Raw genomic sequence first — 19,478 nt, 5'->3', positions numbered from 1 at the left:
TATCAGTTCTCATCGTCATTCGGACTTCTCCTACTTACCTCGGTTGGTTTCACCGAGGTTTTTTTTGTTATATGTGGGTTGGTAGGAGTTTCGCCCCTTGTGTGTTAACTGCACAAGAACTGCAAACAAAACTTGATATCAGCTGACTGCCTTCTTCAACGCTTTTTACTCTTCCGCCATAAAAATGGGTACTAATGCGTGTTTTCCAACTCTTATAGATCACCCCATCTCCCCCCAACCCCAGCTAGGGTGTACACAAATCTCTAGAAAAGAGATGAAACATAGTGAAAAGGGAGAATGGGAATTAAGTTCCCCCCTTTTTTAAGGGGGGTTAGGGGGGATCGAAACCGCTTTTAATGCACTTTAGAAGACTTGTGTACACCACCATAGCTTAGGAGGCTAAGATACTTAAAAGTCCCTCAATTCATAGGAGGATTTAGGGGGAGCTAGAAAATTAGGAGATTAAACAAATACGAGTGAAAACACGCCCTAATACCAATTCTATGTGAATTTGCACATTATTGCCCTCACTCTAGAAGAGTGGGGCTATACAAACAAAGCCTGCCTTCGCAGGCTAATTGTATGCATCTTCATAGAAAATTGGTATAAGCAGAATCCACTGATAAGCTTCACCAGATTCAATACGACAAAGCCATAGAACATATGGGAAGGTTCTTAGAAGAAGCTCAGTGTATGGCATTATTCATAATTACTTCCAACAACGTGTTTATATAGATTAAACATATCTTGGATCTCACGAGTCATTTCCTGACGTAAATTCCATGGTAATAAAACCTCAACTTTTGCTCCTAAAGCTCGTAACCATCTGATAACGTAATAGTCGGTAACTCGATAATTGACTTGGTAATATGCATCGCTACTCGGACGAGATTGGAGAATATTTAAAATGACCTCCCGATGTTCTTGGTCGAGTATATGCTGTTGAAGGAGAGTAAATGCTTGCTCGTAAGTAATTTTTACAAAAGTATCATGAATACTGATGCTATCGACATAGCGCTGATGGAAGTCTTGGTCAAACCGTAATACCATTAATGATTTTTCTTTGTAAAAATCACATCCCCAAGCTTCTTTTAATTTTGTGTTGATGGTTTTGGGAGTTGGTAATTGATGATTATCATTAATTTCTTTTAAAATTTGTGGAACCCGAATATCTTGCCAAGATAATTCTTCTATATGTTGAGAGAGAATTCGATCGAGACGATATTTGTACCAGTTAATATCATTGTGTGGAGTTGTTCCATAGGCACACAGATATTTAGCACGCTCCATAAAATAAATACAGACTGGATAAACAACGCACTCTTTAACTTGATTCCTATGTGCGCTATGGTATGTGAAAAGTAAAGGTGGAACGTTTTCATAGTTCCAAATTTCCTGCAATTGGCTTTGAATTTCATCTACAGCATCTTGTGTTGGACTAGAATCGGGAACGACATAATCAACATAGAGAAATACACGATGATTGTCCTCATCTATTTCCTCCTCGGAAAATTCTTCAGCTAATACGGGTAAATTAGGGTCGAGGAAGCTAAACAAACCTAAAGTCCCTGCTAAATAAGCTTGTTTCTTCATACTTAAGCTTGCTAGAGGGGTAATATTTTCTTTTGTTTTCCAACTTGGTAATGTTTGCGATCGCTGATAATATTTGCTTCTACCAGTATTATGTTGGCTTCTTTGTAGGTAATTACGACTGACTAATAATTCAAAATCACTTTGTAAAGATTTACGAACCTGGGCAAATAATCTTTCTTCGAGAATTTTTTCCAGTTCCGATGTAGCTATGGATATTTGTGCTAGTAAAGAATCCTGCCATTTGTCAACGGGTACTTCTAACTCTAATAACCATTGTCTGGTTGTTTTAGTGCAAGCACAATTCAAATCTTGATGGTTGAGAATATCTGCTTGCTTCTCATCCTTGTGAGTTTCGGTAAAAAAAGCTTCGCGCCAATCTGCGTAAGTAAAAGGCTCAGCAAGCTTTGTGTAGCCATTTTTGCTATATAACCACCGTAGTAATGCCCACAGTCTAATTGCACGGGTCAAATTTTGGCTTTGGTCGAGGGAACCCTTGACGAGTTTTTGTAAAAGGTTAAAATCTGGATAGTCTTTAAATATGGTAATCATAACAGTTTGAGCTATTTAGTTTATTGTTTATAGATTAGCAGCTATTCGGAAGGGGGTATTTCCGACCGTGTGCCATAATGAGCGTGGCAATTTTGAGAAGGATACATTTAGCGTATGGGTACATTTGAGTTTGATGAGTATAAAGTAGACCATTTGTTTTTGCTGATTGGTGAAAATCCTTTACCTAACTACGTTGCAGCAAATTTGTTGTTGAATGAAGGTGGAACTGCGTATTTGGTATATTCAACGGATACAGAAAAATCAGCGAAGCGACTGCAAGACATTCTAAAAAGCGAGTCAAACAGTTTTAAGGATATAGAATTGCGATCGCTCAATGATTATGAGTCTGATGCTTACTATATTCAGCAGCAAATAAAAGAGAAGCTTGGGAGTATTAAAAGCGGGAAAGTAGGCTTAAATTATACAGGTGGTACGAAAGCCATGTCCGCACACTCTTACAGAGCATTATTTTACGAAGAAATAAAAGACAAATCTAATACACTTTATAAGCGACGTGAAAATATTATTTTTAGCTATCTTGACCCTCGTCGATTAGAAATATGTATAGATAGGGAAGACAATGAACGTGTTCGCTTGAAAATTAAACCCGATACTTTACAAGTTGAACTGGTAAAGCTTTTTCAGTTACATGGATTGGAATTCAAAAAACAGCCAACACAAAATATTAAATTATCTAAATTAACTAAGGAACTTGTCAAAATATTTGGTGAGGATGAGAAGAAAAAACTCTGGTTTGATTGGTATTTCCAAATATTTTGTGAAGAAGCACGTATAAAGAAAAATGGTACTTGGGGTAATTGGAAAAGTAACACTGACTTAGCCAAGATATTTGTATCCTTAAATGACTTGCCATCAAGTTTTGTAGAAGTCTTGAAAAACGAAAAATTACTGAATGATGAAGGCAAACTTGCTTTATCGAATGTAAAATCTATCGATTTATTTCCAGAGATAAAGGATTTGTGTAAATGGCTAGATGGAATATGGCTAGAACATTATGTATTAGAACGAGTAAAAACTATTGCAAATGACCAATTTATACAATATTATGGAATGAATTTTCAGCTTAAACTCACCAGCACTGAAAAGTTTGAATTTGATGTTGCATTTACACGCGGTTATCAGCTTTTTGCTATATCCTGTACAACTATAAGCGACAGGAAATTATGTAAAAGTAAGCTGTTTGAAGCATATTTAAGGGCAAAGCAAATGGGAGGAGATGAAGCAAGAGTTGCTTTGATTTGCTGTTTTGATGAACCAGATTCTTTGAAAGCAGAAATATCTGGAACGCTACCAGACAAAAAAATTGCAGTTTTTGGTAGAGAACATTTAGAGAATTTAGCTACAGAACTTAATACTTGGATTAATCAAAACGATGTGGGGACAAAATGAAATATACTGTAACTGTTATTGATACAACTGGGAAACAGAATTACATATTCAAGAGTAATCGTTTGCGTGAGAATAGTGGGGCATCTTTTTTACTATTGCAAGCAACTCAATATTGGATTGAAGATATTTTAGACCAAAAATTCAATGTGCCAAAAGGTAGACAAGAAGATGCTATCGAAAAAAGCCAACTAAATGCAGAAAGAATCTATGCAAATGGTGGCAATGCTCTAATTGTATTCAAATCGCGGGAAATTGCAGTTAAATTTACCCAGATATTGAGTAGAAAAGTATTAGAAGAAGCACCAGGAATTCATTTACTAGTTGCTCATAAAGATTTTGATTGGAATGATGAAATTGACAATAACTTATATGCAGTCGTTGAGGATTTAAAGAAATCTGATATCGAGCGCCAAAAATATGAGCGAATGTCTTCTGCTCCACTATTAGGTTTGGGAGTCAGTGCTAGCTGTAATTCAACCTTACTCCCCGCAGTAGGTAAAAGTGAAAAATATGTTGACTATGGTGATGAGGAAGATGCGGATAGCTATTTAGTTTCTACCGAAACTAAGAAAAAGTTAGAAGTAGTCAGCCAAGCGAATACAAAACTACAAGAAATATTTGCAAACGAAGTAGATCGAAATATTTACAAGTTTCCCTATCGTACTGACCATTTAGGTCGCTCTAAAGGTGAATCAAGTTATGCAGCAGTGATTCATGTTGATGGTAATGGCATGGGAGAGAGATTTAAAAATCATGGTAAGGGAAAAACTAATCGGGATTACATTAATGCAATCCGAGATTTTTCTAAAAGTGTTGATATTGCTGGTATAAATGCTCTCAAAGCAGTTGCACGTGTTCTAGTTAAATCCATTCAACAAGGAAAAGTAGTCGGTAATCTTGGAGAATTTAACCTAAATGCTCAAGGTTATTTACCTTTTCGTCCTTTAGTTTACGCCGGAGATGATATTACATTTATTAGTGAGGCTCGAATTGGCATCGAATTAGCAGCTTTATTTCTCCAAGCATTTGAAAACCAAACAGTCAGTGATGGTAAAGCTTTAACAGCTTGTGCTGGTGTTTGTGTTGTCAAAACTCATTATCCCTTTGCACGAGCTTACGCCATTAGCGAAGAATTATGTAAATCAGCAAAGAAATTTGTCAAAGAGAGTAAATTTGAAGATGAATCTTTTTCTGCTTTGGATTGGCATTTAGCAGCAAGTGGTTTAATTGGTTCAATCTCGGAGATTCGCGATCGCGAGTATAAAATCTATAACGATCGCGGGATTTACGATTTGACAATGCGCCCGGTACGCTTGCGAAGCGATCGCAGCGATTGGCGTACTTGGAATGGTTTTACCCAAGTTGTTAGAGAATTTAAAATAGGGGAAAATTGGAAAGGGAAGCATAATAAAGTGATGGCTTTACGGGAGGTTTTGCGTCAAGCTTCTGACAAAGCTGTTGAAGAATTTTTATGGAACTATAGCAAATCATCGCAATTACAACTGCCATTCTTTCCAAAATCTAGCAGTCAAAATGAGCAGTTATCAAAAAATGGTTGGCTTAACAGACGTTGTGGATATTTTGATGCAATTGAAGCGATGGAATTTTATTTGGATCTGGAAGGTTAAATGATTAAATATTCTCTCAAAATTCAACTTTTAAGCGATACAACATTTGGTAGAGGTGATGGTGTTGCTGGACTAATAGACCAAGAAGTCGAACATGATTCCTCTGGGTTTCCATACTTACGCGGACGAAGTTTAAAGGGTTTGTTGAGTGAGGAATGCGATAATTTATTATTAACTTTACACCCAAATATTCGGACTCACTGGGAAAATATTGCTTGCACTTTATTTGGTTCATCTGGTAGCACTTTAGAAACCATGGGAGCGATGTATGTTAGTGATGCATATTTACCAGAGGATTTACGAGAAGTCGTAACTTGGCAAATACAAAAGAAGGAATTAACAGAAAAAGATGTTCTTAATTCTTTGACTGCTATTCGCCGTCAAACAGCTATTGATAATCAAACTTACGTTGCAGATAAAGGAAGTTTGCGTTCTTTTCGAGTCATTCTTCGCAAACTTGAATTTAAGGCAGATTTATTATTTGAGACTAAACCCAATGATGAAATATTATCACTTTTATGTGTAAGTACATTAGCATTGAGACGAGTAGGAAGCGGACGCAATCGAGGTAGGGGAAATGTTAGATGTACCCTTGATGGTATTTCCAAAGAAGATATGAATCGCTACATCAATATTTTTGGCCAAATTCCGGAGGTAGTTTAAGTGAAAGTAATTACTGTTTCGTTGTATACTCAACAACCTTTACTTGCAACTTCATTTCAAGGCGATCCAAATAGTGATATTTCCTATTCTTACATCCCTGGTAGCATGATTCGTGGTGGGGTTATTGGACGTTATCTGAAGCAACATGGTTTGCAGGAGCTTGATTTAGATAATGATGAAGTTAAACGTTTATTTTTTGATGCTAACAGTACCAAGTATCTCAATGCTTATTTACTAAGTAATGAATGTAACCGCACTTTACCTATTGTGCGTTCTTGGTTCAAAGAGAAGGATGCAGAGTTAAATGATGAATTGCCAGAAATCAGAATTTTCGATTTTGGAATCGAGCAAAGCGATGAATTGGATAACCCTAAATTTATTGGTGAAGGTTTTTGCATCAAAAAAAGTGATTCGATAACGCTATATAAAGAAAAGCGAAGAATTAATATTCACAATCAGCGAGATCGCAAACAAGGACGCTCGACTCAAATTAAACGCAATCCTCAAACGAATCAACTTCAAGGAGAGGGTGAAATCTTTCGTTACGAAGCAATCGATCGCCAGCAAACTTTTCAAGCTGTAATTATATGTAGTAACGATACTGATGCTAATTTCCTGATGGAATTACTGCAAAAATCAGAGGATATTTGGCTTGGTGGTTCTCGAACTGCCGGATACGGACATATTAAAATCAGTAATGTTAAACTTTCTACAAATTGGGATGAAGTTCATATTTCTCCTGACACTAGAATTGAAAGCGATTGTTTTACAGTTACACTGCTGAGTGACTTAATTTTGCGTGATGAATGGGGTCAATATGCTATTATTCCACCCTCTGCATGCAACAAAAATCCTGCACCACTCACACAAGAAATAGAGAAAATCTTGGGTATGGGTACAAAATTGCAATACATAAGAAGTTATGCAAGCAGCACCTTAGTTGGAGGATTTAACCGTAAATGGGGCTTACCTCTACCTCAAGTTGCAGCATTTGCAGCAGGTAGTGTGTTTGTATTTGAACAACTTGATATTACTCCAGATGCGATTAGAGACATTGAAGCAAGAGGTATTGGAGAAAGACGAAATGAAGGTTTTGGCAGAGTTGCGATTAACTGGTTAGATAAATCTAGGTATAGAGTTCATTTACCAAGTAAAAATTCTAAAGACAAACCGGAACTACAAGAAGATTTTTCACACACGTTAGCAGCACAGATGGCAGAAAGATTACTAGACCAAAAAATTGAAAGAGCGCTACAAAATTTTATTGCACGAAAGAAGATTGAAGGAGATATTAGTAACAGCCAGCTTTCCCGCATACAAATAATTGCAAGACAAGCTCTGTCTACTGGCGATTGCAATTTAGTACTATCACTATTGAATAATCTTCCTTCTTATGCACAAGGTCAGTTGGAAAGAGCAAAAATTTACCCTAGTGAGAAAAATTCTTCTCTTAAGCACCAACTTGATGAATGGTTAAAAAATGCAGAATCTTGGACTTGGGTAAGCAATAAGCAAGACCTAACAGTTAATGTTGCAAATATAGAGAGAAGTATTACTGATGAATTTGCCAAACAAAGTAAACTAGCTGAAAAATACACCCTACGTTTAATTATGGCTCTTGCAAAAAAAGCCATGAAGGAGATTAAATAATGAGTTGCGCTCGCATCCACATTAGAAATCAACGCCAGATTATCGAAAGAATAATAATAAAAGGGGTTTTGATATTAGATACTCCTACTTGTTTTGGAAGTGGGGATAATGATAGCGACATAGATATAGAAATTTTACGAGATAGTATTGAAGATAAAGCTTTATTAATGGGTTCTTCAATTGCGGGAGCTTTAAGAAACTATCTGGGAGAACATAACAATGCCTCCGATACTAAAAATGATTTGATTTTGTTTGGTGGAGAGCGTAGTGATGACGATGGAGAGCAAAGCCCTCTGCTTGTGAATGATGCTCTCAGTAACGACGCGATCGGCTTAGAATTACGTGATGGAGTAAAAATTAATAGCATCACGAAAACCGCAGACGATGGGGCAAAATACGATCTAGAATTTTTGGAATCAGGAACCCAATTTAACCTCTATTTTGAATTATTAATAGATGAAAAAAGTGAGAGAGAGCAGTTAATTAGAGAATTAATAATTAGCCTACAAGGATTAGAAACAGGTAAAATTCGTTTGGGAATCAAGAAAACTCGCGGTTTTGGTCGCTGTCATGTGGAAAAATGGCAAGTATTTCAGTTTGATTTGCGAGATTACAAACAGCGTATAAAATGGCTAAAATTTCCCCATTGGGAAACAGGGTTATTAGAAGGTTCTCCAACTCACGGCAATATTGCGGATGCTTTGGGTGTCACTACAGCAGAGGAAGATAAAAGACAACATCTAACTATCCAAGCTACATTTACCCTTGCAAGTCCTTTACTAATTCGTTCCGGACAAGCATCTACCGATAAAGCACCTGATGTTGTCCATCTGAAATCTCGACGGAATGGGGAAGCAAAAGCAATATTATCAGGTACGAGTTTAACTGGTGCGTTGCGACATCGTGCGGAAAGGATAGTTAATACTATTCAAAAACATACAAATATCATTAACGAGATATTTGGCTTCGTGGATGAGAAGACAAAAAAAGCAAGAGCAAGTCGTTTAGTTGTCGATGAAGTTGAAATTAATGACGCCACCGACTTAGTACAGAATCGAATTGCGATCGATAGATTTACTGGTGGTGCTTTAGATGGTGCTTTATTCAACGAGCAACCAGTTTTTGGCAATGATAAAACAAAACTCACAATTACACTGCAACTACGTCACCCAAAAGAACCAGAAATAGGATTATTACTTTTATTACTCAAAGATTTGTGGACTGGCGATCTAACTGTTGGAGGAACCAGTAGTATTGGACGGGGAAGGTTGAAAGGTGAAAATGCAACTATTCAATATGGCGATAAAAATTGGGCAATTGTACAAAATTCTAGTAATAAAGATTTGACTATCGATAACCCGGAAGAGTTAAATCAATTTGTTGCAGCTTTACATCTGGAGGTGACACCTTGAATAAACCTAAATGCGAAACTATAAAAGTACCAGTAGATTTTAATTTGCAAAACTGGTTGGAAGAACAAGGGAATAAATATAAATTGAAATATTTATTAGCCCATGCGGAAGATGGGGTTATTTGGGGAAAATTCCAAGATAAAAATTTAATAACAGCAGATAGCGTTTTTTCTGAATTTGCTAAATTGCGCTGTTCAACGTTACAACAGTGTCGGATTTTTGGCGAAAACTCTGAAGTGATGCTTTGGCAAACAGATGAGGGTTTTCAAGCGCGTGTTATTGAAGATGAAAAGAATACAGAGCTTATTCCTGAAAATCAGATTCTTTGGGGTACACAAGCAGAAAAAATTAGCAATGGTTTTACCTTAGTATCGGATGGTTCTCAAGGTTTGTGTCATGCTGTTCCGTTAATTAATATCTCTTTTGATAGCAATCAAAAATTATATCGTCCATTGCGTTTGTGTGTTCGTCACTATATTGATTATGACGTAGAAACAGGCGTAGCTCGTATTTATTTAAGCAGATTAGTTAATCTTACAACTGAGAAGGAATTGAAAAATGTTGCCTAGACATTTAACAAATGTACCAGATTCTAGAAAAGCTAGAGCACCTTATAATTTTGTTGAGTTACCCAATGATATAGTTGAGATTCAAGCAGATTCTTTACCTTCGCATAATGTTTACTATGCCCAATCCGAAAAACGTTATACAGGTAGAATCGATTGTACGCTTACAACTGAATCTCCTTTATATATTCGCTGTGGTTTAACTAAAGAAGAATTTGAATGTGGTGCAGAATCAAAAGATTTGCCAGATTTTTTCTACACGGAGATAGCATCTAAAGCCAGAAAGCCAGTGATTCCCGCTAGCAGCTTGCGTGGAATGCTCAGAAATTTAATCGAGATTATTAGTTTTAGTAAAATGGAACTGGTATCGGATAAAAAAAGGTTTTTCTTTCGTGCTGTTGCAGCAAAAAGAGACGATCCATTAGGGAGTGAGTATAAAAAGCTTCTCAAAAATGTTAAAGCTGGTTATTTAGTGAAGGAAGGGGATAACTGGTATATTCAACCTGCAAAAATGATTGAAAAGTCTTCTATTATCTGGGTTAAAGAGCGAGATTTAGTAGGGATTCAAACTTTGATTAGGATGAATCAAAAAAACTATATTCCACAGTATATAGATGTTAGCTTTGGCGATACACTTTTTAAAAGTCCAAGAAGGTTTACCGGACAAGTAAGCGCAAATCAAAAGCGTTATCGCGAACGAGGGGTTTTAGTCACCAGTGGTAATATGCTGGAATCTTCTGACGATCCAACAAATCTCCATCGTCGCAATCATTGTATTGTTCCAGAAATCAACCATAATATAGATCGCATCTCGATTAGTAGTGTTGCTGTTCAACACTATCGAAGTGCTTTAACCGAATTTCAAAAGCTAGAACCTTTTGATAAAGATTTTGGAGTTTTAAAAGAAGGAAAACCTATTTTTTATTGCGAACCTCAAAGCGGACAAACAGAAGTGACTTTATTTGGTCATTGTCCAAACTTTCGCATTCCTTATTCACCCTTACAAGATGGAAAAGCAGCTTCAGCAGTTGATTTTATTCCTAAAAACATTGGTAAATCTAATAGAATTGATTTAGCTGAGGCAATATTTGGATATGTGAGAAGTAAAGATAACGAGAATCAAAGTAATATTGAGCAAAGTACTGTTAATAACTTCCATTCTGCTTTAAAGGGAAGAATTTTTATCGGACATGCTATTTGTGAAAAAACAATTAATGATGATATTTGGCTAACAGGAAGTCCTGATAAAACAATTACACCCAAGATTCTTTCCAATCCCAAACCAACAACGTTTCAACATTACCTAGTCCAAACTAGTCCTGAAAAAATACAACTTAGGCATTATGCAAGCAAACCACCGAAAGATAACCAAGTAGGAGAAACCGTCATTCGTGGTCATAAATTATATTGGCATAAGGGGAAGAATCCTGATATCGAACATCCTGAAGGTGATAACGCTAAGGGAACTCAAATAACTAAAATCAAACCCATAAGAGCAGGTGTAAAATTCACTTTTGATATCCACTTTGAAAACCTCGCTGATATCGAGCTAGGTGCGATACTGTGGATATTACAAAAAGCAGCAGTACCTCAATATTGTTTATCTCTAGGTATGGGTAAGCCATTAGGAATGGGTGCTGTGAAAATAGAACACCAGCTTTTACTGAATAACCGTCAAAAGCGTTACTCGAAATTATTTGATAGTAGTAATAATCAATGGTTATCGGGAGAAGAAGACCAAAGCAATACAGATTCAATATCGACATATTGCATTAATGCTTTTGAACAATTTATCGTTAATAATATCCATCTTGATGACCATCCAGAAGGATACAATGCAGTCAAACTAGATGATATACCCCGCATTCAGATGCTTTTGTTGATGTTGCGGTGTGATAAGCCTCCATTACCTAATGACACTCGTTATATGACGATTGATGCGAAGGAGTATATAAACCGTCCAGTGCTTCCAACACCATTCCAGGTAATGGGTGAATCAAAAGAAGATAAGCGGAGATTTAGAAATACTTCTAACGCAAATTTACCAAAACCTAAAACAAATATTCCAACTAAAGCATCTCCCAAATTTACGATAGGTCAAATTTTGGATGCAACGGTTTCTAATATAAAGAGCATGAAAGTAACTTATCAATTACCAGATGGAACAAAAAAAACTACAGAAGAGCATAAAGCAGCAAAATTCTTGGAAGCAGGACAAAATGTCAAAGTCAAAATTACTGCTGTAAAAGATGACGGTAGTATCAAAAATGTAAAATATCATGAGTAACGCAATTCAAACAGATATTCACCAACTCTTTCATACCCTCACCACCCACCATCCCTACAACTTCCAAACCCAGACCATCAATCGCATTCTCAACCGTGAAGATACCCTGCTTCGCGCTCCTACAGGTTCGGGGAAAACCGAAACTGCGATCGCACCCTTTCTATTTGCGAAATCCCTCAAGCTCGATTTTCCCAATAAGTTAATCTATATCGTACCTTTACGTACCCTTGCAAACAGTCTGCGTCAACGGGTAGAGAAGCTGGTTGCAAATTGGGAAAGTGTTTATCCCCTGGAAAGAAAATTAGTGGTGACTTTACAGACGGGGGAAAACCCGGAAGATCCGCGTTTTGAGGGGGATATTATTTTTTGTACTATCGACCAAATGTTAAGCAGTTTTTTAAATATTCCCTATTCAGTTGGTCGTGGTTCGGGTAATGTCAATTGTGGAGCGATTTTTGCGTCTTATTTAGTGTTTGATGAACTGCATTTACTCGACCCTGACAGGTCTTTTACTACTGTTTTAAAGGTGTTGCAGCAAATTAAGGGGATTTCCCCAGTTTTATTGATGACGGCGACGTTAACGGATGAATTAGCGGTAAAAATTAAGGAAATAATCGAAGATTCATAATGGAAATTATTCGAGTTGAAGATGTTGATTTAAAAATCACTGAAGCCAATCGGTGTCGAACTTTTCGTACCGTTTCCCAACCTCTGACAGCGCAGCAGATTTGGAATGATATTCAACAGAAAAAACGTCAGCGAGTAATTGTCATTTGTAATACGGTTTCTCAAGCACAAGGAATTTACCGAGATTTGAAAGCCTTAAATCAAGATTTTGAGATAGAAATTACCCTGTTACATGCGAGGTTTTTACCAGAGCACCGTGCTGCGAAGGAAAGCTATTTGAAAGATGTATTTTCTCAAAATTGGCGAGAGAATAATTTTGCAGAAAATGATCCTTGTCAAGTTTTAATTTCTACTCAAGTCATAGAAGCAGGAATTAATATTACCTGCGAAGTTTTACATACTCAACTGAGTCCGATGAATTCGCTATTGCAACGTGCGGGACGCTGTGCAAGGTTTCCGGGAGAAAATGGGGAAGTTTTTATTTATCGAAAGGTGGAGGTAAACCGAGAGAATCGAGATTTAGCAGAAACAGATTTATTTGAAGTTGAAGAATCTCCAATCATAGAAAAAGATTTTATTAATGTCGATGTGATTGAGAAAGTAGAAACTGAGAAAGAAAGCTTTTTACCTTATCAAAAAGAAATTTGTGAGTTAACTTGGCAGGTTTTAGAAGCTCATATCAATTCCGAGCAAGCCCGCGAGCATGTGGGTTTTCGGATTGAGGAGGAATGGATTAATCGCGTTCATCGAGATGAAGATTTGCTCACTCTCAAACGTCGCGAAAATATCGAAATGGAGTTTGAGAATAATTTTTATGATACCGTTTTTAAAGGAGATGAATCAAAAGCAGTCGAGCTAATTAGAAAAGTCGATAATCGCAGTGTATTTACCTGGACAGAATCGAGTTTCTTCGATGATGACGATAAGGAGATTGACGATATTCAAAAATTACTGCCTTTCTCGGTACCGATTTCTACCTTATGTAAAGCTTGGCAAGATTTTCAAGAGAACATAGGTTTTGGGAATGATTGGATTTTTAAACGGATTGAAACGCCAAAAGATAAATCTCAATCTTACAGCCAACCTGTTTTGAGCCCGATTACTTCCCGTGATTTTTTAATTGGCTGCTATCGAATCTTTGTCAATCCTCGTTATATTAATTACGACGAGTATATTGGTCTAAGAATTGGTATTGATGTCAAAGGCAATAAATTTAAATCGCCGCCCAAACAAGACAAAACAATTATTTCTCAGTATTGCTATCGGATGGATAATTATGTTGGGCATTTGGTTTTGATGTGGAAATTATGGCGAGAAGATTTTTACTCAATTTTGTTGAAAAATGGGGAATCAGTAAAAGTCAAGTATGCTGCTGTCCGTGATGAATTGCTTGTAGCTGGTGGTAAATTTATTCAAACTAAAATCTTACCCAGTCTTTCAATCAACGAAGCCGAAGCTTTGTTTGAAGTTCTGGTCTTTTTGGCGATTTTTACCCACGATCTAGGAAAATTACAATCAAAATGGCAAGAAGTCATGCGGGGATGGCAGAAAATTGCTCATGCCAAGTATGGAGGGAAAAATCCAAGGGAATATTTGCTAGCCCATACCGATTATAATCCTGATGAGCCAGAACAAAAAACCGACTTAAAAGCCTATGAAAAGAAAAATAAGCGTCCCAATCATGCGGTGGAAAGTGCTTTTTTAGCACGGGAAGTTCTCAAACAGTCTTTGGTTCCATTATTGTGTCGGTATACTTCTGACAAGGATAAAATAACATACATTGTTTATACGGTAATGATGGCAGCAGGTCGCCACCATTCGGCTTGGACTGAGGGGTTTCAAAGTAAGGATGTGGCAAAGTTAAAGCAGATTGAATTGTGTGCGGGATATGAGAAGGCGATCGCAGACAGTTGGCGGTGTATGGTACGTTTTTTACCGAATGGCGATCGTTTGCCAGAGCCGAGTTTGAGCACACGTGTTTACAGCCTCAAAGAGTTCGATTTGAATAAATTCGATCGCGATGAAATTGAGTTTTTGCAGCTTTATTCTTTAGTTGTACGTGCTTTGCGATTGTGCGACCAGCGATCGGTTCAATTAAGATGAAGATATCTAACCGCTTCTGGACGTTGGGATGTAGTACGTCTATAATGTTACTAGATTGATGTTTGGCAAACCGAAGCGGAGTCTAAAACCTGGGGGGTTCTGCCAAAATCGCCAGAACCTAGACAAGTTAATAGTTGTAGCATTTTGATATTCGGCACTATTGATATTTTATGTCAATAAGCGAGGCTGAAATGAGGTCATTTTTTCGATCTGCCAAAACTGCTTGTAGAGTCCTTGCTCTGTAAGGGTTTTAGATGGCGGACTTGAAACTTAGCGATTCCCGGAAACGGGATTGAAACGCATAAACCCAATTTTTATTGTGAGGATGCCTACTTCTTGAAACTTAGCGATTCCCGGAAACGGGATTGAAACAATTGCTTCCTGAGTTAATGAAGCAAATTAGCAGAACTTGAAACTTAGCGATTCCCGGAAACGGGATTGAAACCTCTTGATTCCAAGTTTTTTGAAGATGCTCAATATTCTTGAAACTTAGCGATTCCCGGAAACGGGATTGAAACAAAGGATAATTGTAGACCCTATTTTAATATCTTCATCTTGAAACTTAGCGATTCCCGGAAACGGGATTGAAACCGGTTGACTGACCGCGATTTCATAAATGGTCGTTTCTTGAAACTTAGCGATTCCCGGAAACGGGATTGAAACATTTGATTAAAGTTGCCAAAAAAGCAGCCATTTGCTTGAAACTTAGCGATTCCCGGAAACGGGATTGAAACATGTGGTTGTGTGCCTTTCCTCCCTGTACTCCACAACTTGAAACTTAGCGATTCCCGGAAACGGGATTGAAACCTTGGTCTAATGCATTGAGTGTATTGATTGTTGCCTTGAAACTTAGCGATTCCCGGAAACGGGATTGAAACTTGCCAATCTATCGGAACGGGCGCTTGCAACTACAACTTGAAACTTAGCGATTCCCGGAAACGGGATTGAAACTTTCAGATAGATCTGAAAATTGACTTAAATCTGGATTGACTTGAAACTTAGCGATTCCCGGAAACGGGATTGAAACAAGAAGCAACATCGATTCATGACCAGACGTTCCACTTGAAACTTAGCGATTCCCGGAAACGGGATTGAAACCAATTGATTGAAGGTTGTATTGAATGGCAGGAACTGTCACTTTACCCAGGAGATGGCAGTAAAGTGGAAGCAGTGGATGGCAGTATACATGAGGAAATAGACTAATCTCCGGCGATAAAAACCGTCATTTTCCACTGCCCTTGCTTGTTCTCAAATCGAGCGCGATATCCCGCAGGATAATAGGCATAACGACTGGAAACATAGCCCCGTTGACCTGTAGGAGTAATAATTGGCTGCCAGCCTTCAAAGGTTTGCTGTTCCTGCCGTTGCTGTTGAGTCAGGCGAGAGAATCCACTCGGATCGGATTTAACAACCTCATCTGATAAAACTCCAATGACTTGACTATCATTGCGCGGTTGTGCGCGAACATTTATATTTTCACCCACGATGTAAACATCGGTAAAAGGATCGCCTAAGGAAGCTTGAGACACGTGCGGGCATTGATAGGCATCCAATTTAACTCCCGCAGGGGCTTCATAAGGGGTACAGCCAATGCTCATGATTCGCTCCAATCGTTTCCAAGAGAGTGAGTTGGAATCGTCAAATTTGAGCGAACTGAAAGGGATTGGAGATCCAAAGGTAATTTTGATATTTGGATCTGCCATTGCACGAATAAATTTAGCATTGCGCTCGCGAATGGCTTGCTTTAAACGTTCTCGAAATTGGTAGAAGGAACTGTTAGGAGGAACCCGATCGCGCAGTTTGAAGGGACGACGGGGGTAGGGCTTGGCTTTTGCGGGAGATTGTGTTCCAGAAGGCAACTGGGAGAGAGCGCGATAAGCCAAAGGCGATACGGCTGAAGCCGTATCGCCTGGAGGTAAGATAATTGCAATTGTCTGCCAGCTTATTAGTATGAGCACGATTCGCACAATACTTTTCAAGTTTAGATGAGGGAATTTCATATCGTTCTAGCTATAGAAATATATAGATGAATAATGACAATTTAGTATATGGCTCTAGTTCAAAATGATAATTTCTTTGACGTAAAATAATAATAAATGTTCCAGACTTTTATAATTTTTCTTTAGAAAACTTGAGAATAATAGCAAAAGAACAATGATTCAAAAGTAAGAAATAGAGAGTTGACATCAGCTACAGAATACTTGACATTCACTATACGAGCGAGCATCTTCTTCCAAGTTTCCACCACGTCGCCGCTTACCAGCCAACAGATTGGTAATCACAAATCCTCAATCGTCTATTTGCATTAATATTTTAGGACTAAAGCCTACAGCACGTAAATTTCCCATATTCAGACAAGATGAACGGGCAGAGTTTATTAACTTTCATTCCGGCTATATAATGACTTCTGCTGCTTAGAAACGACAATTAGATTTACAGATAATCTTTTCTTGCTTTTGATTGACACCATAAAATGTTATGCTGTGAACCGTACCACCAAGCCCAAAGAAACCGTTTCTAGTCAAGTCGATATGCACTTGCTGCAATTGAGTAACTTCGCCGTTGATTTGTGTAAAAGCTGATATTTGACACTCTTGACTTCCCGATCGGGTAGACCGAATCATAATAGGTTTTACAATTCCTCGTCCTTTGAAGCCGTTTACTTCTATAACTACTTCATCACCTGAAACTGATTAGCGGGCAATACCAAAGGCTGGAACTTCAATTGCTAGCAAACTCTCTAACCGACCATTTTGAAGTTTCCAATAAGGATACACAGGTTTAGCAGTTTTCAGCGAGCAATCTGGATTAGTCTGTATACCATAATGCACCTGATTACTGTTGTCACTCTTGGAGATGAAAAAAATACTATTCAAGTTGATAGCATAAGAAGGGATGGTAGGAATAAGTAACAGTGCGATCGCACCACCTATGAAAGATATATTTACTAGCTTTTTTCTGAGCTTAGACATAAATTATTGATTGCAAATGTTACTAATGTCGAGTTTCACAAAGCCTCAATCTAATATACATTTAACTGAATTAACAAGTATAGAAAATTGAAAAATCTATAGAAAAGATTATCCTCATCGTCAATTATTACAGATTAGTATTAATGAATTGAGTCCTCAAAGCAGGAATAAATTCCTTACTATGAACTAGATTACGATAATTCTAGTAACCTTGATTCTTAAACGCACTATAAGCAATAATGATGGACAAGTAAATATTTGAAGTTTCTTGTTTAGTTAAATGACTCGAAGCCAATGTAAAAGAGGAAATAAAATAATTATCCTTAGTTAACACCTCTCCCGCTTTTTTTAGATAAGCTTGAAACTGTAAATCATTTCTTAAATTCACACCAATGGGATTAAGTCTGGAGTTATCTAAAGCCGATACTCCGCTAACTGTTAACCGATTACAAGCTTGATATTTTTGTTGAAACGAAACATATTTTTGACAAATATTATTAGAAATTTGGGCTAAAACTTGCCGATTTAAAATCTTTTTTTGTGCATTTGCAGGAGGCAAATTAAGAGAAGGCAAATTAGGAGGAGGCAAAGCCACTGTTGAGGAGTTAGATCTTGATGACGCTCTTAAGTTCCCCGGATTCCTTGCTGCTTGTGATGTTTCAAGCATTCGATTACGCGAATTGTGAGTAATGTCAATGCCAAAATCAAGATACGCATATGCACCAATTGCTCCCAAGAGAATAGTCTCTATCACATTATCTCTAAATACCTCTCGTGCATATTTAATACTCTCAATAACGGAAGCATCCCTTTCAAGAATAGGAGAAGCTCCGTTGATAAAAACTGTCAAATCTCTATCTGATTGTAAATTCAAACCTGTCGGACGATATTTAGCTGCCCTAAGAGCTGCAACAACTTTGTGAACAATTTCTGAACAGCGAATACCCATAATCTTAATATGTGTGGGACGATCGCGCAAAAATGCAGGAGCATTCTTATGACAATAATCGGCTGCATTAAGAGCAGCATCGCCTACTGAGGTAATTCGCGATTGCGCTCTTACTTGAGAAGGAAGAAAAGTGGCGGATGTTACTAAAATTGGAGCTAAAACCAAACCAATTCTACTTAATTTCATAGTTCTTTTTTGTTTAAAGATACTCATGTTGTCATGGAAAAATATCAGTTATGGGGAAAGGGTGAGATGGAAAAGCTATTAGCCTCACTCCCTTACCACTCGTTTTACTCCCTTTCCGGTGTAAGATTACCAATGTAATTTCTTCACAAGGTGCTCCGGTTCTCCCGTGCTCCCGAGATCCCAAACGGTAATCTTCGGGTGGGAAAGGAGTAGTTATTTTCCCGATCTAATTGCCGTAGAATTTTCCTCCTGGACCTGTTCCGTAAAAGGGGTCAATTGGTGCAACAGGTGCAGGAGCAGGCTGGTACCCTGACGGGTTGTTATAGCGATCTTCTACAATCCATGTGTCTTGGTTAGCATTGGAACTTGGTGCTGTGCCTGAATTCTCATATATCATTCCGCCTCCAAATATTGTTAAGAGCAATTTTGCTGCTGCTTCTTGTCTGGCTCGTTTCTGAGCAAGATATGCTCTTTGTTGGTCTGGAGTAAGACTTTCAAAGTATTTTCGTTCTTGTTCGCGTCTTGCTGCGGCGGCAGCCTGTCTGGCTCTTGCAGCTTGTTGTGCGCGATAACGACGTTGTTGGAACCATTGTTCTCTATCGGCTAGCTGTGCTACTCGTTTTTGCTGGCGGTCTACTGTATTAATGACTTGGGTGAAGGAGTTACCTTCTTGGATTGTTTTTGTTGTACTGGGTAAAGATTGGCCTGCTGAGAGACTGACTAACTGATTAGCAGCTAAACATGGAGAAACGCTGGAGAGTGAAAATAAAGCCAGACTTGACAACCCAACAATGAATTTCATAAGAATATATGCTGATAGTGGTAGTTTTCGTGACTGGGATAATTGAAGGTTGCAAGTATAATTGCAGAATAAACACTGATA

15 protein-coding genes and 1 CRISPR repeat array are annotated in these 19,478 nt (G+C 37.8%); of the genes, 9 read left to right on the top strand and 6 right to left on the bottom strand.

Annotated features, from left to right (window positions below):
• Positions 1-699: 699 nt before the first annotated feature.
• Positions 700-2,142 (bottom strand): TIGR03985 family CRISPR-associated protein, encoded by a 1,443-nt coding sequence (locus tag HC643_RS34860; RefSeq protein ID WP_038071730.1) that lies wholly within the window; start codon positions 2,140-2,142, stop codon positions 700-702.
• A gap of 114 nt (positions 2,143-2,256) precedes the next feature.
• Between HC643_RS34860 and HC643_RS34855 the strand changes: the two genes are divergently transcribed.
• The 9 genes from HC643_RS34855 to cas3 are packed head-to-tail and all read left to right on the top strand — an operon-like array spanning position 2,257 to position 14,488.
• Positions 2,257-3,552 (top strand): PDDEXK family nuclease, encoded by a 1,296-nt coding sequence (locus tag HC643_RS34855; RefSeq protein WP_038071728.1) that lies wholly within the window; start codon positions 2,257-2,259, stop codon positions 3,550-3,552.
• Complete coding sequence (locus HC643_RS34850; protein ID WP_038071727.1) at positions 3,549-5,180, top strand: Cas10/Cmr2 second palm domain-containing protein; 1,632 nt, start codon at positions 3,549-3,551, stop codon at positions 5,178-5,180. The genes HC643_RS34855 and HC643_RS34850 overlap by 4 nt, the downstream gene beginning before the upstream one ends.
• On the top strand, positions 5,181-5,843 hold the full coding sequence (locus HC643_RS34845; protein ID WP_038071726.1) for an RAMP superfamily CRISPR-associated protein: 663 nt from the start codon (positions 5,181-5,183) through the stop codon (positions 5,841-5,843).
• Positions 5,844-7,493: an RAMP superfamily CRISPR-associated protein gene (locus HC643_RS34840; protein WP_038071723.1), complete on the top strand. Its 1,650-nt coding sequence runs from the start codon at positions 5,844-5,846 to the stop codon at positions 7,491-7,493. It begins immediately after the preceding gene.
• Entirely contained in the window at positions 7,493-8,905 is a 1,413-nt protein-coding gene (locus HC643_RS34835) for an RAMP superfamily CRISPR-associated protein (RefSeq protein WP_038071720.1), read from the top strand. The genes HC643_RS34840 and HC643_RS34835 overlap by 1 nt, the downstream gene beginning before the upstream one ends.
• Positions 8,902-9,474: a type III-D CRISPR-associated protein Csx19 gene (csx19, locus tag HC643_RS34830; RefSeq protein WP_038071718.1), complete on the top strand. Its 573-nt coding sequence runs from the start codon at positions 8,902-8,904 to the stop codon at positions 9,472-9,474. Before HC643_RS34835 ends, csx19 begins: the two co-directional genes overlap by 4 nt.
• Positions 9,464-11,758 (top strand): TIGR03986 family type III CRISPR-associated RAMP protein, encoded by a 2,295-nt coding sequence (locus HC643_RS34825; protein WP_038071716.1) that lies wholly within the window; start codon positions 9,464-9,466, stop codon positions 11,756-11,758. The genes csx19 and HC643_RS34825 overlap by 11 nt, the downstream gene beginning before the upstream one ends.
• Positions 11,751-12,386 (top strand): DEAD/DEAH box helicase, encoded by a 636-nt coding sequence (locus HC643_RS34820; protein ID WP_167844817.1) that lies wholly within the window; start codon positions 11,751-11,753, stop codon positions 12,384-12,386. Before HC643_RS34825 ends, HC643_RS34820 begins: the two co-directional genes overlap by 8 nt.
• Positions 12,386-14,488 carry a CRISPR-associated helicase Cas3' gene (gene cas3 / locus HC643_RS34815; RefSeq protein ID WP_038071715.1) on the top strand — a complete coding sequence of 701 codons (2,103 nt, stop codon included), beginning with the start codon at positions 12,386-12,388 and terminating at the stop codon, positions 14,486-14,488. The genes HC643_RS34820 and cas3 overlap by 1 nt, the downstream gene beginning before the upstream one ends.
• Positions 14,489-14,750: 262 nt before the next feature.
• Positions 14,751-15,586: a CRISPR direct-repeat array (repeat unit 37 nt; unit sequence CTTGAAACTTAGCGATTCCCGGAAACGGGATTGAAAC).
• Between the two features lie 101 nt (positions 15,587-15,687).
• Here the strand turns inward: cas3 and HC643_RS34810 are convergent.
• The 5 genes from HC643_RS34810 to HC643_RS34790 all read right to left on the bottom strand — a co-directional run bounded on the left by HC643_RS34810 (position 15,688) and on the right by HC643_RS34790 (position 19,397).
• Complete coding sequence (locus tag HC643_RS34810; RefSeq protein WP_167844816.1) at positions 15,688-16,446, bottom strand: SH3 domain-containing protein; 759 nt, start codon at positions 16,444-16,446, stop codon at positions 15,688-15,690.
• Positions 16,447-16,902: 456 nt separating this feature from the next.
• The gene (locus HC643_RS34805) at positions 16,903-17,112 is read right to left on the bottom strand and encodes a hypothetical protein (protein ID WP_050046510.1); all 210 of its coding nucleotides are present in this window, start codon (positions 17,110-17,112) and stop codon (positions 16,903-16,905) included.
• Positions 17,113-17,181: 69 nt separating this feature from the next.
• On the bottom strand, positions 17,182-17,460 hold the full coding sequence (locus HC643_RS34800) for a DUF4833 domain-containing protein (RefSeq protein ID WP_038078317.1): 279 nt from the start codon (positions 17,458-17,460) through the stop codon (positions 17,182-17,184).
• Positions 17,461-17,662: 202 nt separating this feature from the next.
• Positions 17,663-18,595 carry a hypothetical protein gene (locus HC643_RS34795; RefSeq protein ID WP_038078314.1) on the bottom strand — a complete coding sequence of 311 codons (933 nt, stop codon included), beginning with the start codon at positions 18,593-18,595 and terminating at the stop codon, positions 17,663-17,665.
• A gap of 226 nt (positions 18,596-18,821) precedes the next feature.
• Positions 18,822-19,397, bottom strand: a complete 576-nt coding sequence (locus HC643_RS34790; RefSeq protein ID WP_038078311.1) for a hypothetical protein — start codon at positions 19,395-19,397, stop codon at positions 18,822-18,824.
• Positions 19,398-19,478 lie beyond the last annotated feature (81 nt).

It is taken from the genome of Tolypothrix bouteillei VB521301, from assembly GCF_000760695.4.
GTDB classification, from domain to species: Bacteria; Cyanobacteriota; Cyanobacteriia; order Cyanobacteriales; family Nostocaceae; genus Scytonema; species Scytonema bouteillei_A.
Note: the sequence above shows the minus strand (reverse complement) of the source record. Positions and strands in the feature narration are given on the sequence as shown.

What these genes read in the sequence shown, in the direction of transcription:
- HC643_RS34860 (WP_038071730.1), bottom strand. Translation starts at nt 2,142, where the DNA reads ATGATTACCATATTTAAAGACTATCCAGATTTTAACCTTTTACAAAAA.
- HC643_RS34855 (WP_038071728.1), top strand. Translation starts at nt 2,257, where the DNA reads ATGGGTACATTTGAGTTTGATGAGTATAAAGTAGACCATTTGTTTTTG.
- HC643_RS34850 (WP_038071727.1), top strand. Translation starts at nt 3,549, where the DNA reads ATGAAATATACTGTAACTGTTATTGATACAACTGGGAAACAGAATTAC.
- HC643_RS34845 (WP_038071726.1), top strand. Translation starts at nt 5,181, where the DNA reads ATGATTAAATATTCTCTCAAAATTCAACTTTTAAGCGATACAACATTT.
- HC643_RS34835 (WP_038071720.1), top strand. Translation starts at nt 7,493, where the DNA reads ATGAGTTGCGCTCGCATCCACATTAGAAATCAACGCCAGATTATCGAA.
- HC643_RS34825 (WP_038071716.1), top strand. Translation starts at nt 9,464, where the DNA reads ATGTTGCCTAGACATTTAACAAATGTACCAGATTCTAGAAAAGCTAGA.
- HC643_RS34820 (WP_167844817.1), top strand. Translation starts at nt 11,751, where the DNA reads ATGAGTAACGCAATTCAAACAGATATTCACCAACTCTTTCATACCCTC.
- cas3 (WP_038071715.1), top strand. Translation starts at nt 12,386, where the DNA reads ATGGAAATTATTCGAGTTGAAGATGTTGATTTAAAAATCACTGAAGCC.
- HC643_RS34805 (WP_050046510.1), bottom strand. Translation starts at nt 17,112, where the DNA reads ATGATTCGGTCTACCCGATCGGGAAGTCAAGAGTGTCAAATATCAGCT.
- HC643_RS34800 (WP_038078317.1), bottom strand. Translation starts at nt 17,460, where the DNA reads ATGTCTAAGCTCAGAAAAAAGCTAGTAAATATATCTTTCATAGGTGGT.
- HC643_RS34795 (WP_038078314.1), bottom strand. Translation starts at nt 18,595, where the DNA reads ATGAAATTAAGTAGAATTGGTTTGGTTTTAGCTCCAATTTTAGTAACA.
- HC643_RS34790 (WP_038078311.1), bottom strand. Translation starts at nt 19,397, where the DNA reads ATGAAATTCATTGTTGGGTTGTCAAGTCTGGCTTTATTTTCACTCTCC.